The 16,938-nt window shown below is 73.1% G+C and carries 14 protein-coding genes and 1 pseudogene; 5 read left to right on the top strand and 10 right to left on the bottom strand.

The window, feature by feature from the left end; translation table 11 throughout:
• Nucleotides 1-7: 7 nt before the first annotated feature.
• Complete coding sequence (locus AB5J51_RS07980; protein WP_369777288.1) at nt 8-2,119, bottom strand: calcium-binding protein; 2,112 nt, start codon at nt 2,117-2,119, stop codon at nt 8-10.
• Between the two features lie 195 nt (nt 2,120-2,314).
• Nucleotides 2,315-2,530, bottom strand: a complete 216-nt coding sequence (locus AB5J51_RS07975; RefSeq protein ID WP_030301252.1) for a dodecin — start codon at nt 2,528-2,530, stop codon at nt 2,315-2,317.
• Nucleotides 2,531-2,705: 175 nt separating this feature from the next.
• Between AB5J51_RS07975 and AB5J51_RS07970 the strand changes: the two genes are divergently transcribed.
• The 3 genes and pseudogenes from AB5J51_RS07970 to AB5J51_RS07960 form a co-directional block, all read left to right on the top strand.
• On the top strand, nt 2,706-3,968 hold the full coding sequence (locus tag AB5J51_RS07970) for an extracellular solute-binding protein (protein ID WP_369777287.1): 1,263 nt from the start codon (nt 2,706-2,708) through the stop codon (nt 3,966-3,968).
• A gap of 135 nt (nt 3,969-4,103) precedes the next feature.
• Nucleotides 4,104-4,958, top strand: coding sequence for a GNAT family N-acetyltransferase (locus tag AB5J51_RS07965; protein ID WP_369777286.1), 855 nt, complete (start codon nt 4,104-4,106; stop codon nt 4,956-4,958).
• A pseudogene (locus AB5J51_RS07960) lies at nt 4,955-5,482 on the top strand (lysophospholipid acyltransferase family protein); the annotation flags it as partial. The gene AB5J51_RS07965 and the pseudogene AB5J51_RS07960, both read left to right, overlap by 4 nt.
• 239 nt (nt 5,483-5,721) lie before the next feature.
• On the opposite strand, the gene egtD reads toward AB5J51_RS07960, so the two are convergent.
• The 4 genes from egtD to egtA are packed head-to-tail and all read right to left on the bottom strand — an operon-like array spanning nt 5,722 to nt 10,305.
• Nucleotides 5,722-6,756, bottom strand: a complete 1,035-nt coding sequence (gene egtD, locus AB5J51_RS07955; RefSeq protein ID WP_369777285.1) for an L-histidine N(alpha)-methyltransferase — start codon at nt 6,754-6,756, stop codon at nt 5,722-5,724.
• Complete coding sequence (gene egtC, locus AB5J51_RS07950; protein ID WP_053789548.1) at nt 6,753-7,583, bottom strand: ergothioneine biosynthesis protein EgtC; 831 nt, start codon at nt 7,581-7,583, stop codon at nt 6,753-6,755. The genes egtD and egtC overlap by 4 nt, the downstream gene beginning before the upstream one ends.
• On the bottom strand, nt 7,583-8,944 hold the full coding sequence (gene egtB, locus AB5J51_RS07945) for an ergothioneine biosynthesis protein EgtB (protein ID WP_053789547.1): 1,362 nt from the start codon (nt 8,942-8,944) through the stop codon (nt 7,583-7,585). The genes egtC and egtB overlap by 1 nt, the downstream gene beginning before the upstream one ends.
• Complete coding sequence (gene egtA / locus AB5J51_RS07940; protein WP_369777284.1) at nt 8,941-10,305, bottom strand: ergothioneine biosynthesis glutamate--cysteine ligase EgtA; 1,365 nt, start codon at nt 10,303-10,305, stop codon at nt 8,941-8,943. The genes egtB and egtA overlap by 4 nt, the downstream gene beginning before the upstream one ends.
• Nucleotides 10,306-10,435: 130 nt before the next feature.
• Here egtA and AB5J51_RS07935 point away from each other — a divergent pair, with 130 nt between their 5' ends.
• On the top strand, nt 10,436-11,278 hold the full coding sequence (locus AB5J51_RS07935; protein WP_369777283.1) for a TIGR02452 family protein: 843 nt from the start codon (nt 10,436-10,438) through the stop codon (nt 11,276-11,278).
• A 109-nt stretch (nt 11,279-11,387) separates the two neighbouring features.
• Nucleotides 11,388-11,705, top strand: coding sequence for a hypothetical protein (locus AB5J51_RS07930; RefSeq protein ID WP_133896224.1), 318 nt, complete (start codon nt 11,388-11,390; stop codon nt 11,703-11,705).
• A gap of 33 nt (nt 11,706-11,738) precedes the next feature.
• On the opposite strand, the gene AB5J51_RS07925 is transcribed toward AB5J51_RS07930, so the two are convergent.
• The 4 genes from AB5J51_RS07925 to AB5J51_RS07910 form a co-directional block, all read right to left on the bottom strand.
• Entirely contained in the window at nt 11,739-12,203 is a 465-nt protein-coding gene (locus AB5J51_RS07925) for a type II toxin-antitoxin system PemK/MazF family toxin (RefSeq protein WP_362625913.1), read from the bottom strand.
• A gap of 46 nt (nt 12,204-12,249) precedes the next feature.
• Complete coding sequence (locus AB5J51_RS07920; protein ID WP_369777282.1) at nt 12,250-12,918, bottom strand: O-methyltransferase; 669 nt, start codon at nt 12,916-12,918, stop codon at nt 12,250-12,252.
• 1,736 nt (nt 12,919-14,654) lie between these two features.
• Nucleotides 14,655-16,085 (bottom strand): amidase, encoded by a 1,431-nt coding sequence (locus AB5J51_RS07915; protein WP_369777281.1) that lies wholly within the window; start codon nt 16,083-16,085, stop codon nt 14,655-14,657.
• Between the two features lie 58 nt (nt 16,086-16,143).
• Entirely contained in the window at nt 16,144-16,848 is a 705-nt protein-coding gene (locus tag AB5J51_RS07910; protein ID WP_136226455.1) for an alpha/beta fold hydrolase, read from the bottom strand.
• Between the last annotated feature and the right edge of the window lie 90 nt (nt 16,849-16,938).

Below are 16,938 nucleotides of genomic sequence, written 5' to 3'. Positions count from 1 at the left end.
CAGCCGGTCAGGGGCAGCTGATGCGGATGTCGCCCGGGTCGGTGGTGCAGGTGTCGGTGCCGGCTGAGCCGTTGGCGGTGTCGTTGCCCGAGACGGCATCGGTGGTGGTGAGGCGGTCGTTCCCGTAGTTGCCGGTCAGGGTGTCGTTGCCCGGTCCGCCGTTCAGGGAGTCGTCGCCGAAGCCGCCGTCGATGTCGTCGTTGCCGTAGCCGCCGTGGACGGTGTCGTTGCCGTAGCTCGCGCGGACGGTGTCGTTGCCGCCGAGGGCGCAGATCACGTCGTTGCCGTAGCCGCCGGTCAGCGTGTCCGCGCCGGTGGTGCCGACGATCGTGCAGCCGCGGGCGTTGTTCACCGAAGTGGTCGCGGTGGCCTGGTTGTCGGTGGTCGACGGGTCCTGCTGCGAGGCGCTGACGTTCGCCGTGTTCGTGAGCGTGCCCGTGGCGCGGGGTTCGGCCGTCACCGTGACCGTCGCGCTCGCACCCGGCGCCAGCGAGCCGAGGGCGCAGTTGGCCCCGGTAGCGGTGGTCGTACACGTGCCTTGCGAGGCAGCGGCCGAGGTGAGGCCCGCACCGGCGCCGGACAGCGTGTCCGTCAGCGTGACGCCGGTGGCGGTGGCGGTGGAGGCCGCCGAGTTGGAGACCGTCACCGTGTACGAGGCGCGGTCCCCGATGCTCACGGTGGCCGTACCCGACTTCGTCACCGACAGGTCCGCTCTCGCCGGGGGCGGGGGCGGCGGGGTGCCGTCGCCGCCCTCGTAGCGGGCGAGGGCGAAGGCGTGGCCCGCCCCGTAGCCCGCCGCGACGATGTTCCCGTCCGGTTGTACGAGCACCCCGCGGGCCTCGTCGAAGTCCCCGAAGCCGGTGACGACGAAGCCGTCGCCGCCGAAGCCGGTGTCCACCGTGCCGTTGGCGTTGAAGCGGACCAGCCCGAAGTCGTTGGCCTCGGAGCTGTTCGGGTCGTCGGCCTGGCCGGCGAGGACGATCTTGCCGTTCTGCTGGAGCGCCATGGCGTTCGCGGTTCCGCGGTCGCCGGGGAAGCTGACGGAGGTGCGCCCGCCGGTGCCGAACCCGGTGTCAGGGCTGCCATTGGCGTTGTAGCGCAGGAGGGCGACGCCGGTGTCGCGGGAACCCGCGGCGACGATCTTGCCGTCCGGCTGCACCGCCACGGCGTTGCCGAACTCGGTGCCGCCGAAGTCCGCGGTCACCATGCCGTCACCGCTGAAGGCGGGGTCGAGGCTGCCGTTGGGGAGGTACCGGGCCACGCCGATGTCGAAGGCGGTGTTGCCCACGTAGCCGACCGAGAGGATCTTGCCGTCCGGCTGGAGGGCCATGCCGCGGGCGATGCCGCCGGCGTCCTGGGGCGAGGCGGGCGTGAACCCCGCGACCACCGCGCCGTCGCCGCCGAGGCTCGGGTCCAGGTTTCCGCCGGTGTCGAGGCGGACCAGCGCAAAGCCTCCGCCTCCGCCCTTGCCCGCGGCGATGATCTTGCCGTCGGGCTGCACCGCCACGTCCGCGCCGTCCGCGGAGCCGCCGAACTCGTCGACCCGAACGAGACCGTCGTCGCCGAAGCCCGTGTCCGGGCTGCCGTCGGGGTTGTAGCGGGCCACGGAGAAGAAGCAGCAGCCGCCGCCCTCCTCCGCGATCACCTCGGTGGTGCCCGCCACGACGATCTTCCCGTCCGAGGGCTGGATCGCCACCGCATTGGCCGAGTGGCTGCCGCCGCCGAAGTCGCTGGTGACCGTACCGTCCCCGGCGAAGGCGGGGTCGAGGCTGCCGTTGGTGCCGTAGCGGGCGAGCGCGAAACCGCCCTCGCTCTGCCCCACCACGACCAGCTTGCCGTCGGCCTGCCGCGCGATGTCGTGGCCCTCCGCGAAGCCGGGGAACGAGGTGACCACCCGGCCGTCGGACCCGAACGCCGGATCCGGATCGCCGGGTGCGGCCGCCGCGGTGCCGGGCAGCGCGAGTACGAGCGCCACACCGAGCGCGGCGGCAAGTGCGCCGGTCTTGCTGCCCGGCCTACGGCGCCGCCGTTGCGCCGGTGTCAGCTGTGCGTGGGTCATGGGCGTACGGACCTCCGGGCTCGCGGGGTGCAGGGAGCAGCGCACAGCTTCGTACTGCACCCCGCCCACACCCCCACGAGCCGTGCCGCACTGCGCCCACTGGGCCCCGGGAACCACCCCGGCGGGGGAGCGCACGGGTGCGATCGGGGTCCGCGTGCCCGTTGCCCCGCACTACGCGGGCGGCCCCGCCCACCGGGGCCGGGCCTTTGCCCTGGCCCGGCCCCGGTGGTCGGGGCCATTGCGTTCCCGCCGCGCTCAGTCCTCGCCGTCCAGGCGGAAGCCGACCTTCAGGCCTACCTGGTAGTGGGCCACCGCGCCGTTCTCGATGTGGCCGCGTACCTGTGTGACCTCGAACCAGTCCAGGTTGCGCAGGGTCTGGCCCGCCCGGGTGATCCCGTTGCGGATGGCCTGGTCGATGCCCTCGGGGGAGGTGCCGACGATCTCGGTCACCCGGTAGGTGTGGTTGGACATGGAGTCTCCCGACGGTGGGTGCTTGTGCCTCGTTCTACGGTGCCCCAGTAAGTCCGCCTCCGCGAACTTTGCGTGAACAGTCCCGGGCGAAAGGCCCTTGACCCGCCCATTGGTCTATGCCAATTTCAAGCCATCTGAGATCCGTCTGAGATCGATCCCCAGAAGGTGACCCCTCGTGAAGATGCGCCTCCTCACCGTGTGCACCACCCTCGTCGCCGCGACCGCCCTCACCGGATGCAGCCGGCTCGAAGGACCGGCCGAAGGGACGCAGAAGGTGACGCTCTGGCTGATGAAGGGCAGCGCGTCGCAGGACTTCATCACGAAGTTCACCGCCTCCTTCGAGAAGGACCACCCCGGCGTCGACCTCGACGTCAAGATCCAGGAATGGACGGGCATCGGCGAGAAGGTCAACGCCGTGCTCGCCGGCAGGAGCAGCGAGAGCGCCGACGTCATCGAGGTCGGCAACACGCAGGTCGCCCAGTACATCGAGGCCGGAGGCCTGTCCGAACTCACCCTCGAGGGTCTGCGCGAGTGGGGCAACACGGACTGGCTCAAGGGCCTCTCCGACCCGGGAAGCATCAACGGGGCCCAGTACGGAATCCCCTGGTACGCCGCCAACCGGGTGGTGATCTACAACAAGGACCTCTTCGCGAACGCCGGGATCAAGACCCCGCCCAGGAACCGGCAGGACTGGATCCAGGCCACCCAGAAGCTCGACAAGGGCGACCAGCAGGGCATCTACCTGGCCGGGCAGAACTGGTACGTCCTCGCCGGCTTCATCTGGGACGAGGGCGGCGACCTCGCCGTCGAGACCAGCGGACAGTGGGCCGGCACCCTGGGCGACGAGAAGGCCCTGGCCGGCATGGAGTTCTACAAGCAGCTGCAGGCCCTCGGCGACGGGCCCAAGGACGCCGACGAGGAGACGCCCCCGCAGTCCGAGGTCTTCGCCCGCGGCCGGGTCGCCCAGATCATCGCCCCGCCCGGCCAGGCCGCCGCGATCGAAGCCGCCAACCCCGCGCTCAAGGGCAAGCTCGGCTTCTTCCCGATCCCCGGAAAGACCTCCGACAAGCCCGGCGCCGTCTTCACCGGCGGCTCGGACCTGATCATCCCGGAACGGACGAAGCAGCGGGCCCACGCCGTCGACGTGATCACCGCGCTGGTCAGCGAAACCTGGCAGACCGAGCTCGCCCGCACGATGAGCTACGTACCGAACAAGACCACCCTCGCGCACGTGGTCGACGGCAACGAGGGCGCCGCGAGCATGGCGCCCGGAGCCGCCCAGGGCCGGGCCACCCCGAAGTCCGCCCGCTGGGCCCAGGTCGAGGCCCAGAACCCGATCAAGCCCTACATGACGGCCGTACTCACCGGCCAGGACCCCCGGCGGGCCGCCGAGGCGGCCTCGGACGCGATCACCAAGGTCCTGGGCGCCGACCGCTGAGCCCGCCGAGTTCAGCGTCCGCACATCCAAGTGCCGCTGAGCGGTCATGTCGAATCCAGCCGGTCACGGAAGAAGTAAAGGAGCCAGGCCACCACACCTGCCGGCCTGGCTTCCGTGCCCGGATCAGGAGCCGCCATGACCATCGCCCCCCTGTCCCCGTCCACCCTTCCCCCCACCGTGACGCCCACCGTCACCACCGCGGCCGTCCCCGCCGCCGTCGCCCCGGCCGCGTCCGTCGCGGCACCCGCCGACCTCACCGCCACCCCCCGCTACGCCGTCCGCCTCGCCCGCAACGAGGACGAGGTGCGCGCCGCCCAGCGGCTGCGCCACCAGGTCTTCGCCGGCGAGCTCGGCGCCCGCCTCGACGGACCCGAGCCCGGCCTGGACTCCGACGCCTTCGACGCGTACTGCGACCACCTCCTCGTCGTCGAGGAGGAGACCGAGCAGGTCGTCGGCACCTACCGGCTGCTGCCCCCGGAGCGCGCCGCCGTCGCCGGCCGGCTCTATTCCGAGAGCGAGTTCGACCTCTCCGCCCTCGCCCCGGTCCGCCCCGACCTCGTCGAGGTCGGCCGCTCCTGCGTCCACCCCCACCACCGCAACGGCGCCGTCATCGCCCTGATCTGGGCCGGCCTCGCCCGCTACATGGACAGCTCCGGCCACAACTGGCTCGCCGGCTGCTGCTCGATACCGCTCGCCGACGGCGGGGTCCTGGCCGCCGCCACCCGCGCGAACGTCCTCACCCGCAACCTCGCCCCCGAGGAGTACCGGGTCACCCCCCACCTGCCCTGGAACCCGGACGGCATCACCTTCCCGGCGCGCACGGAGCTGCCCCCGCTGCTGCGCGGCTACCTGCGCCTGGGCGCCTGGGTCTGCGGCGAGCCCGCCCTCGACGCCGAGTTCGGCTGCGCCGACCTCTACGTCCTGCTCTCCCTGCGGCGCACCAACCCGCGCTACCTCAAGCACTTCCTCTCGCTCGCCCCGGCCGCATGAGCGTCTGGCTGCCCACCTCGCCCTGTACCCCCCAGGCCTGCGCCGGCCACGAGGGGGACAGAGCGAGCACTGCCCGCGCGGTGCTCCGGCTCACCGCCGCCGTCGCCCTGATCCTGCTCGGGATCCTGGGCGCCCCGCCGGTCCGGCTGCTTCCCGCCCGCCCCCGCCACGCGCTGGTGCGGGCCTGGGCGACCGCCCTGGTCCGGGCCTTCGGCATACGGGTCACCGTGCACGGGAGTCCCGGCCCGGACGGCGGCCGCCTGATCGTCGCCAACCACATCTCCTGGCTGGACATACCGCTCGTCGCCGCCGCCCTGCCCTGCCGGATGCTGGCCAAGAGCGACATCCGCGACTGGCCGGTGCTCGGCCCGCTCTCCCGGCAGAGCGGAACCCTGTTCATCGAGCGGGACCGGATCCGCGCCCTCCCCGACACCGTCGACACCATCACCCGCGCCCTGCTGGCCGGCGACCGCGTCACCGTCTTCCCCGAGGGCAGCACCTGGTGCGGGCGCGCCCAGGGCCCCTTCCGGAGGGCCGCCTTCCAGTCCGCCCTGGACGCCCGGGTGCCCGTACAGCCCGTCCGGCTCGCGTACCGGCTGCCGGACGGGAGCCTCGCCGCTGCGCCCGCCTTCGTCGGGGACGACACGCTGACCGCCTCCCTGTGGCGGATCGCGAAGGCCCGCGGGGTGCGGGCCGAGGTCCGGCTGCTGCCGCGGATCCCGCCGGGCCGTCACACGGACCGGCGGGAGCTCGCGGCCGCGGCTCAGGCGGCGCTCGCCTCCGGCTCCGTCCCCGCCTCCTCACTGCTCGCAGGGGTGCCGGCCCAGCCGGCCCCGCCGTCGGCCACCGCCAGGGACAGTGCGAAGCGGCCCTCGGCGTCCGTCCACCACTGCGTCAACTCCAGCCCCGCCTCGGCGAGTTCCTTCCGTACACCTTCCTGACGGAACTTCGCGGAGACCTCCGTCAGGATCTCCTCACCCGCCGCGAACGGCACCACCAGATCCAGCGCCCGGACCTTCACCACCAGTTCGGACCGGGCCCGCAGCCGCATCTCGATCCACTCGTGCTCCCGATTCCACACCGCGACGTGCGCGAAGTCGTCCGTGTGGAAATCCGCGCCCAGCTCCCGGTTGACGACGGCCAGGACGTTCTTGTTGAACTCGGCCGTCACCCCCTGCGCGTCGTCGTACGCCGCCACCAGGACCGCCTCGTCCTTCACCAGGTCCGTCCCCACCAGCAGGGCGTCGCCGGGCGACAGCATCGCCCGTACGGAGGCCAGGAACGCGGCACGCTCCGGAGGCAGCAGATTGCCGATCGTGCCGCCCAGGAACACCACCAGCCGCGGCCCGGGAGACGGCGGGAGCTGCAGCGGCTTCGTGAAGTCGGCCACCAGCGCGTGCACCCGCAGTCCCGGGTGCTCCGCCAGCAGGGTCTCGGCCGCCCCCTCCAGGGCGCTCCCGCTCACGTCCACCGGGATGTACGTGTCCAGCACGGGCATCGCCTCGATCAGGTGCCGGGTCTTCTCCGAGGAGCCGGAACCCAGCTCCACCAGCGTGCGCGCCCCGCTCGCCGAGGCGATCTCCCCGGCCCGCGCCAGCAGGATCTCCCGCTCGGCGCGCGTCGGATAGTACTCCGGCAACCGGGTTATCTCCTCGAAGAGTTCACTGCCCTTGGCGTCGTAGAACCACTTGGGCGGCAGCACCTTGGGGGACACCGTCAGTCCGTGCAGGACGTCCGCGCGCAGCGCGGTCTCGGCGGCGTGCTCGTCGAGGGTGCGGGTCAACTGGAAGTCGCTCACTGGGAGGTCTCCTTCAGCGGGGTCAGGACGACGCGTGTGCCATGGGTGGTCAGCAGGGTCCGGTCGGGTACTTCGCACCAGCGGGGGTCGTCGTCGTACGGCTCGGACGCCACCACGATGCGCTCCGCCGCGGTGTCGGGGGGATGCGCCGTGTCGGTCGGACGTGCCGCACCGCCGGGACGCGCCCCGTCGGCCGGATGCACCGTGTCGGCCAGGTACCAGAGCGAATCGCCCCAGGCCGTCGCGGCGATACCGGTGCCGTCGGTCAGCAGCAGGTTCAGCCGGGAGTCGGGCGAGGCCGCCGCGACCTCCCGCACCGGCTCGGCGAGCGCCGTGCCGAGGTCGTCCCCCCGCTGCAGCCGGTGCAGCACCAGCGCCCAGATCAGCGCCGAGTCCGTGCCCGCGGCCAGCGACAGCAGCTCCTCGGGCCCCAGGACGGCCGTGAGCGGCGCCGCCGCCTCGGGCCAGCCGCGCACCGCACCGTTGTGGCTGAACAGCCACGGCCCGGACGCGAACGGCGCCGCCGCGGCCTCCCCGTCCGCCCCGAACACGGTGGCGTCCCGTACCGCGGCCAGCGCGGCCCGGGTCCGTACCACGCGGGCCAGATCGGCGAAGTTCAGGTCGCCCCAGATCGGCCCGGCCCGCCGGTAGCGGGCGGGGACCGGGTCGCCCTCCGCGTACCAGCCGACGCCGAAGCCGTCCGCGTTGACCGTGCCGTGGCGCTGCCGGCGCGGCTCCCAGGACTGCCGCACGAGGGAGTGCTCCGGCTCGCTCAGCAGCCGGGCCAGGGGCGCCTCCGGCCCCAGGAACGCGATATGCCGGCACATCAGACGTCCCTCGCGGTCCGGAAGCCGGAGAAGATCTGCCGGCGCACCGGCAGGTCCCAGTTGCGGAACGTGCCCCGGCAGGCCACCGGGTCCACGGCGAACGAGCCGCCGCGCAGCACCTTGTGCTCCGGGCCGAAGAACACCTCCGAGTACTCGCGGTACGGGAACGCCCGGAACCCCGGGTACGGCAGGAAGTCGGAGGAGGTCCACTCCCACACGTCGCCGATCAGCTGGCGCACCCCGAGCGGGGACGCCCCGGCCGGGTAGCTGCCCGCCGGCGCCGGACGCAGATGCCGCTGCCCGAGGTTGGCGTGCGCGGGGGTCGGGTCCTCGTCACCCCAGGGGTAGCGGGTGGAGCGGCCGGTGGCGGGGTCGTGCCGGGCGGCCTTCTCCCACTCCGCCTCCGAGGGCAGCCGCCGCCCCGCCCAGCGGGCGTACGCGTCCGCCTCGTACCAGCTGACGTGCAGCACGGGCTCGTCGGCGGGCACCTGCTCGGTCACGCCGAAGCGGCGGCGCAGCCACTGCCCGGCCTCCCGGCGCCAGAACAGCGGCGCCTCGATCCCGTGCCGGCGTATCTGGTCCCAGCCTTCGGCGGCCCACCAGCGCTCGTCCCGGTAGCCGCCGTCCGCGATGAACGCCTGGTACGCGGCATTGGTCACCGGCACCGTGTCGATCCAGAACGGCCCGGTGTCCCGGGTGTGCGCGGGCCGCTCGTTGTCCAGCGACCACGGCTCGGCCGACGTGCCCATCGTGAACGGGCCGCCGGGGACCAGGACCTCGGGTGCGGGCGGGGCCGCGCCCTGTGGCGGATCCGGATCCGGGGCGGTGAGCACCGGCCCGCCCCGGCGCAGCTGATGGGTGATCAGCATGGTCTCGTCGTGCTGCTGTTCGTGCTGGGCGATCATCCCGAAGGCGAAGCCGTCGTCCAGCAGCGCGGAGCCCTCCAGCGCGGTGCGCTCCAGCAGGTGGAAGACCCGGTCGCGCACCTCGGCCGTGTAGCGCCGGGCCTCGGCAGGGCCCAGCAGGGGCAGCTTCGGCCGCTCCGCGCGCGGATGCCGGAAGGCGTCGTAGAGGGGGTCGATCTCCGGGTGCAGGGACTCGTGCCCCGCCACGTTGCGCAGCAGCCAGAGCTCCTCCTGGTTCCCGATGTGCGCCAGGTCCCACACCAGCGGGGACATCAGCGGGGAGTGCTGTTCGGTGAGGTCCCGGTCGCTCACCGCATCGGTGAGCAGCGCCGTACGGGCGCGGGCGGCGGTGAGGGCCGCGAAGGCGCGCTCGCGCAGGTCCGCGGGCGTCCTGTCCGCCGGCGCCGGGCCCCTGTGTGTCCGGTCCGCGGAATCAGCGGAAGGCGATGCGGTCATGAGCGGGCCCCCGTCCCGGTGAGCTGAAGGAATCCGTCGTCGGCCGGGCAGCGGCCGCGGAGTACGAAGCGTTCCGTGAACGCGCCGACCACGTCCTGGACGTGACGGCTCGCGCCGAGCCGCGGCAGCGCCTCGGCAGCGGCCCGGAAACAGGCGGCCGCGGCCGTGCGCAGCTCCGGATCGGCCAGGCCGTGCTGCGCGGCGGACTGCCACAGAGGGTTGCGCGGAGCGGGCCGCGAACCGTGCGTGTCGGCCAGCGCCTTCGCCACCCGGTACGCGCTCTCGGCGGCCTCCGGGTCGTCGAACAGGGCGTGCACGACCGCCACCGGGACCAGCCAGCCGTCGTCGCCGGGCTGGGCGTCGATCATCCGGAACTCCAGGTGGCCGCGCGGGCGCACCGGCGGGAACAGTGTGGTCAGGTGGTACTCCAGGTCCTCGGCGGTGGGCGGCCGCAGGCCGTCCGGGCTCCGGGTGCCGTTCGGGCTCCGGGTGTCGTTCGGGCCGAGGGCGCCGTCGGCGCCCGCGCCGGCCCGGATCCAGTCGCGGAAGGTCAGCCCGCGCGGTGCCGCCCAGGGCCCGCCGTCGTGCGACCGTACGCACATCACCTCGGTGTCCAGCGCGTGCCGGGTCCACCCGGCCCGCGGTTCGGCGTCCGGCGGCGGGGCGAGCGCCCGCCGGGCGTCGATGTCCCGCCAGATCCCCTGGCGGGCGCACCGCCAGCCGGCGTACGGGCCTTCGTGCGCGGGGGAGTTGGCGAAGGCGGCCACGAACACGGCGCCCAGCAGATGAGCCAGCCGCCAGCGCCTGCCGTACCCGAGGGGGCCGGGCTCCTCGTACCCCGCGTCCACGCAGACCTGCACGGAGGCGGAGGAACACATCATGGCGCGGCCGGCCGGGCCGGTGCGGTCGAAGTGGATCTCCATCGCGTCGTAGCGCGGGCTGGACAGCAGCCGGCGCAGTGGCAGACGCGGATCCCGGCCGGTCCCGTGGAGGACCAGGCCCTGGGACCTCAGGGCGGATCGGACGGCGGTCAGATCGGCCTGCAGGCCGTCCAGGCAGCCGGAGAGGGAGGGGGCGGGGGCCGAGCTGAGCTCCAGCTGGCCGCCGGGCTCGATGCTGAGCCGGGAATTCAGGGACAGGGCGCGGGCCGCGTCGTGCGCGGCGGTCAGCCGCTCGGGCGGCAATATCCGACCGGGCCGCTCGGCATCCAGTACGAGCCATTCGAGCTCGGCACCGATTGTGCGGGGCGGGCCGGTCTTGAAACAGATGCCGTGGATCAGATCCTCGGCGGCGGTCTCGCTGAGCGCGGTTGAGGCGCCTGCTGTCTGGGGGGCCGGTGGTGCAGGTGAGTCCTGAGGCATGGACGGGTCTCCTGTCCAGTGGTGTGACTTGTCCATGCCTACCCGTCCTTGTCGGCCTGAAAGGTGGGAACGGGCCACCGCGCAGAAAAATCTCTGGCCGCGGGTGGACCGCACTGCCGATGATGGCGACGTGAGCAGCAGATTGCGCGAGATCGCGCGGGAAAACGCGACCATCGTGGCGGCCGGCGGGTACCGGACGCGGTCGGGGCGGCAGGTCTCCCTCGCCGCCGCCCTGACGGAAGCCAGGGCCGGAACCAGAATATATGGGCCAGACCAGGTCATTCCAGACAAGAACCTTCCCGCCGAGCGCTGCGAAACGGCCGTCGAGGTCACCGGGGAGAGCAGCACGGTCGCAGCCCGTAGGCTCGCGGCAGACGCTCCGGCGACGGTCTGCGGGGCTGCGGTGGCCGTCCTGAACTTCGCCTCGGCCCGTAATCCCGGGGGCGGCTACGTCCGGGGGGCCAAGGCCCAGGAGGAGGCGCTGTGCCGCGCCTCGGCCCTGTACGAGACCCTGCTGGAGGCCCCCGAGTACTACGAGATCCACCGCGCGGGGACCAGCACCTTCTACACCGACCGGGTGATTCACTCGCCCGGGGTGCCCGTCTTCCGCGACGACCGCGGCGAACTGCTCGACACCCCCTTCCGGGCGGGCTTCCTCACTTCCCCGGCACCGAACGCGGGCACCATCCGCCGCCAGGAGCCGGAGCGCGCCGCCGAGATCCCGGCGGCGCTGGCCCGGCGCGCGGAGCGCGTCCTGGAGACGGCGACGCTGCACGGGTATCCGCGGCTGGTGCTGGGGGCGTGGGGATGCGGGGTGTTCCAGAACGACCCCGCGGAGGTCGCGGAGGCCTTCCGGGCACTGCTGGCGGGGCGCTTCGCGGGGGTCTTCGAACGGGTGGTGTTCGGGGTGCTGGACCGCGATCCCGGACCCCGGGAGGCGTTCGAGCGGGCTTTCGCGGGGTTCGGAGGGTAGGGGGCGGGGTCGGCCGAGCGGGTGAAGGGGACGGCGGGGGAGGGCGGGCAGGGTCTTGCCGGGCCGGGACTGCCGGGCTGATGCCGGTGGGGGCCGCCATACTCGTCGTGTGACCGACCCCGACACGCTGTTCGACCACATCGCCGCCGACCTCGCGCCGCGCGGCGTCACCGCGGGTGCCATGTTCGGCGCCCGCGCCCTCAAGGCCCACGGGAAGGTCTTCGCCTGCCTCAACGGCGATGCCCTCGCCGTGAAACTCGGCGTGGGCACCCCGGCACACACCGAGGCGCTGTCCCTGCCCGGCTCCGAACTCTTCGACCCCTCCGGGGCGGGGCGCCCCTTCAAGGACTGGGTCGCCCTGCCCGCTGCACAGGCCGGAACCTGGCCGCACTACGCCGAGACCGGCCTGGCCGGCCTCGGCGGCTGATCAGCCGCCGAGGCAGCGACTGCGGCCGGCCGGCTACCGCCAGCCGTAGCGCTCGCGGAGCCGGTTCACGACCAGCTGGAACCGGCCCCGGTCCAGGGCGCACGCCTCACGCCGCATGCCCGCCTCGTGCACGCGCAGCACCCGGTCCACGTCGACCCAGGACTCCCGCCCGGCACCGTCCCACGGCCCGGTCCCGATCGGCACCCACTCCCGGTCGTTGTCGTGCCGCTTGCTGGACAGCTGTACGGCCAGCAGCGTCCGCCCGCCCGCCTCCCGGGCGACGACCAGCACCGGGCGGTCCTTGCCGCGGCCGTCGTTCTCCTCGTAGGGGACCCAGGTCCAGACGATCTCGCCGGGGTCGGGGTCACCGTCCTTGTCGGGCGCGTACTCGGTGCGCACCGGCCCGATGGCATGCGGATCGGCCTCGGTGGTGGCGGTGGCCCCGCCGCGCCCGGGCTGCTCGATGGGGTCGGAACCGTGGTGGGAAAGTGCCGTCATTCGGGTGAGGTTACTGGTTCGAGCCCCCTCGGCGCGGCAGCGCCGGTCAGTCGGTGACCAGGGCGAGGACGAAACCGTCGTAGCCCTTGCTGCCGACGGTCTGGAGGGCGGTCGCCGTCAGCCTCGGGTGCTCGGCGATGAGTTCGGTGAACCGGCGGACGCCCTGCACGCGCGGGTCGGTGCTGTCGGGGTCGACGACGGCGCCGTCGCGGACGACGTTGTCGCCGACGATGATGCTGCCGGGACGGGTGAGCTCGAGGGCCCACTCGAGGTAGTCCGGGTTCGACGGCTTGTCGGCGTCGATGAAGACGAGGTCGAACGGGGCCTGGTCCCTGAGCCCGGGCAGCAGGTCGACGGCCCGGCCGCGCCGGATCTCGACGACCTCGTCCAGCCCCGCCCGGGCGATGTTCGCGGCGGCGACGTCGGCGCAGTGCTCGTCGACCTCGAGCGTGACGAGCCGCCCGCCGGCGGGCAGGGCCCGGGCCAGCCAGATGGTGCTGTAGCCGCCGAGCGTGCCGATCTCGAGGATGGTGCGGGCGCCGTGGATGCGCGCGAGGAGGTTGAGCAGCTTCCCCTGATTCGGAGCCACTTGATGCGCGGGCAGCCCCGCGGCATCGGAGTCGACGTTCGCGGCGGCCAACGCCTCGTCCTCCTCGACGAGCAGCCCGTCGAAGTAATCGTCGACGGCGGTCCACGTCTGCTGATGCTGAGCCATGTGTGCTCCCGCTCCCCTTTGTTGTCATGCTCGCTGGCAGTTAGTTCCCAAGAGAAACTTACTGCAGACCGGGGATCTTTCAACGGGTTGTTGAGGGGCGGGGAGTGGTGTGGCGGACGGGGGCGGGAGGGGTGGCGGCCGGGGGTCAGGGGGCGGGGTGTGAGCGGTGTCGGGAGGGGCGGGCGGGACGCGGGGCGGGGTCGCGGGGGCGGCGGCGGAAAGGTCAGCCGGGGCGTGGGGGGCGGGGTGACGGGGGCGGCGGCGGAAAGGTCGGCCGGGGCGTGGGGGCGGGGTATGTGTGAGCGGTGTCGGAGGAGTGTCCGGGGGCGTCCCGTCAGTCCACTGTCCTTCCGGGGCGGTCCGGGCCGTCAAGGGCGCTCCTCCTTCGTCGTCGCGTCGCTTCGCGATGGCCTTCGGCCACCCTTGACTGCCCGGCCCACCCCGGAAAGACAACAGACTGCCGGGACGCCCCCGAAGGATGGCCGGGGGGTTCGGATTCCGACCAGCCCCGATCAGAGATGCCGAGCAGGAGCCCCTGTCCATCCGGAGTCAGTGCCCAGGACCGCCGAGCCGGAGCAGGATGGGGCCAGGGGGAGGCCAAGGTCCCCTGAAGGGCCCATAGGAAGCACTTTCCGCACCCAGGCAGGGTCAACCTGCACCAGACAGCGACCAGATGCCCCTGCCGGTAGGAGTGGGCCCGCGGACGCATCAATTCGCTACGCGCTCCTCCCGGCTTGGCGGCTGACGGCCGTCTGGGGCTGGACATAGACCGCCAACCGCCGGCACGGTCCGGCGTGGGATGCGACTGCGCGTTGTTTGTCCCATTTTGGTGCCCGGTTGAGATGTGAGTGGGCGCTTGTCGGAGTGAGGGGTTGAAAAATCCGGCATCAGGCTCCTTCTCGCCCGCTTTTCGCCCCAAATGGCGTGCAGACGCCCGAAAACCCGCCCGGGTAGGTGTCTGGGCGGCTTGTGTCCAGCCCCAGACGGCCGGCGGACGCCGAGCCGGGCGGAGCGCGTAGCGATTTGGGGCGTCCACGGCCGGACAGGCACTGCAGCGTCATCTCATCGCTGTCTGGTGCGGGTTGACCCTGCCCGGGTCCGGAAAAGGGCTTCCTTTGGGCCCTTCAGAGGACTGTGGCCTCCCCCTGGCCCCATCCTGCTCTTGATCGGTGGTCCCGGGGAATGGGGTGCGGATGGACAGGGGCCCCTGCTCGGCATCTCTGAGGGGCCCTCATCGGAACATGAACCCCCTGGCCATCCTTCGGGGGCTTCCCGGCAGTCTTATGGCATTCCGGGGCGGGTCGGTCGGTCAAGGGTGGAGCGCAGCGACATCGCGAAGCGACGCGACGAAGGAGCGCCCTTGAGGGACCGGCACGACACGGAAGGACAGTGGACTGACGGGACGCCCCCGGACACTCCTCCGACGCCGCTCACGCATACCCCGCCCCCCGGCCCCCGATCCACCCTCCCGACGCCGCCTACACAGACCCCGCCCCCCGTCATCCCGATGCACGCTCCGGACGCCGCCCATGCAGACCCCGCCCCCCGTCATCCCGATCCACTCTCCCGACCCCGAGCACGCAGACCCCGACGGACTCCGTCCCGGCCGGCCTCTCCGGCGCCGAGTGGTCGGCCTCGCTCCTGGCTCGCGGTCAGCTCATCCGACGCCGAGCACGCGGACCCCGAGCTGCCCCCGCTCCGCCCCGCTCCGCCCCCGCCCCTTCATCCCCGCCCCTTCACCCCCCGCCCGGCCACCTCTGCACCCACGCCCCCGCCGCCTCCGCCTGTGCTGCCAGGCTCAGCAGCAGCGGTTCCGCGCCCTCCGGGCCCAGGAGTTGGGCTCCCATCGGGAGGCCCGTCTTCGTGAGGCCCGCCGGGATGTTGACCCCCGGCCAGCCCAGGACGTTCCACGTCCAGGCGTACGGGCAGGCCGCGATCATCGCCCGGTCCGTGGCCATCGCCCCGAGTCCGGACAGGGCCCCGATCCGCAGCGGTGGAGTGGCCGTCGTCGGGGTCAGGACCACGTCGAACCTGCCGAAGATCTCCCCGATCCGCCGCCGCAGCAGCACTTCCGCCCGGCGGGACACCCGTAGCGGCAGCCCGCCCAGGATGCGGCCCGTGCGCATCGCCTCGTGCGTGCGCGGGTCCAGCAGGGCGGGGTCCGGCACCCGCGAAGCCCAGTCCCGTACGCCCCGGGTCGCCCGGGGGACGAAGGTCAGGCCGATCTGCCCGTAGCGCGGGTCCGCCGGGACCACCTCGTGGCCCAGCGACTCCAGCCGCCCGGCCAGTCGCTCCACGGCCGAACGGACCTCCGGATCCAGGGACTTCGGCGTCGCCGTGAAGGCCATCGCGAACGACAGGGCGATGCGCAGCCGGCGCGGAGTGCGGCGGGTCGCCTCGAGGGCCGAGACGGGTGCCGGGTGGTGGCGGTCCCCGGGGTGCTGGCCGCTCGCGGCGTCCAGCAGGAGCGCCGCGTCGGCGACCGTGCGGGCCAGCACGCCGTTGACCGTCAGTCCGTGGAACGACTCCGGCTCCGGCCAGGTGGAGATGCGTCCCCGCTGCGGTTTGACCCCCACCAGATGCGTCCAGGCCGCGGGGATCCGTACCGAACCCGCCCCGTCGGACCCGAGCGCCGCGGGGACCAGCCCCGCGGCCACGGCGGCCGCCGAGCCGCCGGAGGAACCGCCGGGCGTGTGGGCCGGGTTCCACGGATTGCGGGTCTCGCCGAACGCCGGGCCCTCGGTGAAGGGCCACTGCCCCAGCTCCGGCGTCTGGGTCTTGCCGACGATGACCGCGCCGGCCGCGCGCAGCCTCCGTACGGCCTCGCTGTCGGCGGTCTTCGGCGGGAACTCCCCGGCGCAGCCGAACGCGGTCGGCTCCCCGGCCACGTCCATGTCGTCCTTGACGGCGACCGGTACGCCGAGCAGCGGGAGCCGCTCGCCCGCGGCCAGCCGCCGGTCGGCCGCGTCCGCCTCGGCGAGCGCGGCCTCGGTCCGTACGATCCGGAAGGCGTTGAGCTCGGGCTGCGCGGCCGCGATCCGCTCCAGCGCCTCCTCGGTCAACCGGCGTGCGCAGACGCCTTCTTCGGCGAGTGCCTTCGCCGTGTCCGCCAAACCGGAACAGACAGAAGGCACAGTCGAAGCATTCGCACCTGACGTCACCGACATCGGACCTCCCCGTTACCGCTCGGTAGGGCCGACGGTAACGGGGAGGGGCCGAAGGTGGCTAGAGCGGTTGGACCCAGCCTTCCAGCGAGGCCATGAAGCCGTCGAAGTCGTCCCGGTGGATGGTGTGTCCGGCGCCGGCGACGGACCGCACCTCGAAGCCGCGCTCCTCGAGGAGCGCGGCGCGCTCCGGGGAGATGAGGAAGCTCGGGTCGGCGAGCTGTACGAGGGAGGGAACCACCGGCGCCGCCGGCAGCAGGTCCGTGCCGAACAGCGGGGCCAGGCTCAGCGCCGTCGACTCGTCCCACAGGGCCAGGGTCTTCACCTCGACGTCGACGTCCGCCTCCTCCCAGCGCGGGTTCATCGCCCGGATCTGCTCCCTGGGCGCGGACTTGAACTGCGCGAACGCCTCCGGACCCAGCCCCTCGGCCGGGCTGGCCAGGTGCCAGGCCGGGTCGGAGAACACCGCCCGCTCGGGCTTCAGCCGGTCCGCTGCGAGGGAGAGGGTCAGCCCGCCCAGCGAGTGTCCCACGGCGAGGTCGGCGCCGGTCGGCAGGGTTTCGACCACGTCGTCCGCGAAGAGCTCAGGGCTGTACTCGCCGCGCCCGCTGGCGCCGTGGCCCCGTAGGTCCACGGCGATGACGCGGTACCCGCGCTCGGCGAGCGCGGGGCCCACCCGGCGCCAGGTCCGGTGGTCGGCCATCATGCCGTGGATCAGGAGCGCGACGCGGTCGCCCTCGCCCCAGGTGTGGGTGTGCAGTTGCACGCTGAATGCCTTTCTCGGGAAAAGAGAGTGCACGACAGAAGCGGGGGAGGGCCGGTAGCCGGGAGGGCGAGTGTCGAGGAGCCCCGGAAC

It is taken from the genome of Streptomyces sp. R33, assembly GCF_041200175.1.
Taxonomy (GTDB): domain Bacteria; phylum Actinomycetota; class Actinomycetes; order Streptomycetales; family Streptomycetaceae; genus Streptomyces; species Streptomyces katrae_B.
This window is presented reverse-complemented; position numbering and strand designations above follow the sequence as displayed.

Excerpts from the sequence above, each read along its gene's own strand:
- AB5J51_RS07975 (WP_030301252.1), bottom strand. The coding sequence starts at position 2,530 with ATGTCCAACCACACCTACCGGGTGACCGAGATCGTCGGCACCTCCCCC.
- AB5J51_RS07965 (WP_369777286.1), top strand. The coding sequence starts at position 4,104 with ATGACCATCGCCCCCCTGTCCCCGTCCACCCTTCCCCCCACCGTGACG.
- egtC (WP_053789548.1), bottom strand. The coding sequence starts at position 7,583 with ATGTGCCGGCATATCGCGTTCCTGGGGCCGGAGGCGCCCCTGGCCCGG.
- egtB (WP_053789547.1), bottom strand. The coding sequence starts at position 8,944 with ATGACCGCATCGCCTTCCGCTGATTCCGCGGACCGGACACACAGGGGC.
- egtA (WP_369777284.1), bottom strand. The coding sequence starts at position 10,305 with ATGCCTCAGGACTCACCTGCACCACCGGCCCCCCAGACAGCAGGCGCC.
- AB5J51_RS07925 (WP_362625913.1), bottom strand. The coding sequence starts at position 12,203 with ATGACGGCACTTTCCCACCACGGTTCCGACCCCATCGAGCAGCCCGGG.
- AB5J51_RS07920 (WP_369777282.1), bottom strand. The coding sequence starts at position 12,918 with ATGGCTCAGCATCAGCAGACGTGGACCGCCGTCGACGATTACTTCGAC.
- AB5J51_RS07915 (WP_369777281.1), bottom strand. The coding sequence starts at position 16,085 with ATGTCGGTGACGTCAGGTGCGAATGCTTCGACTGTGCCTTCTGTCTGT.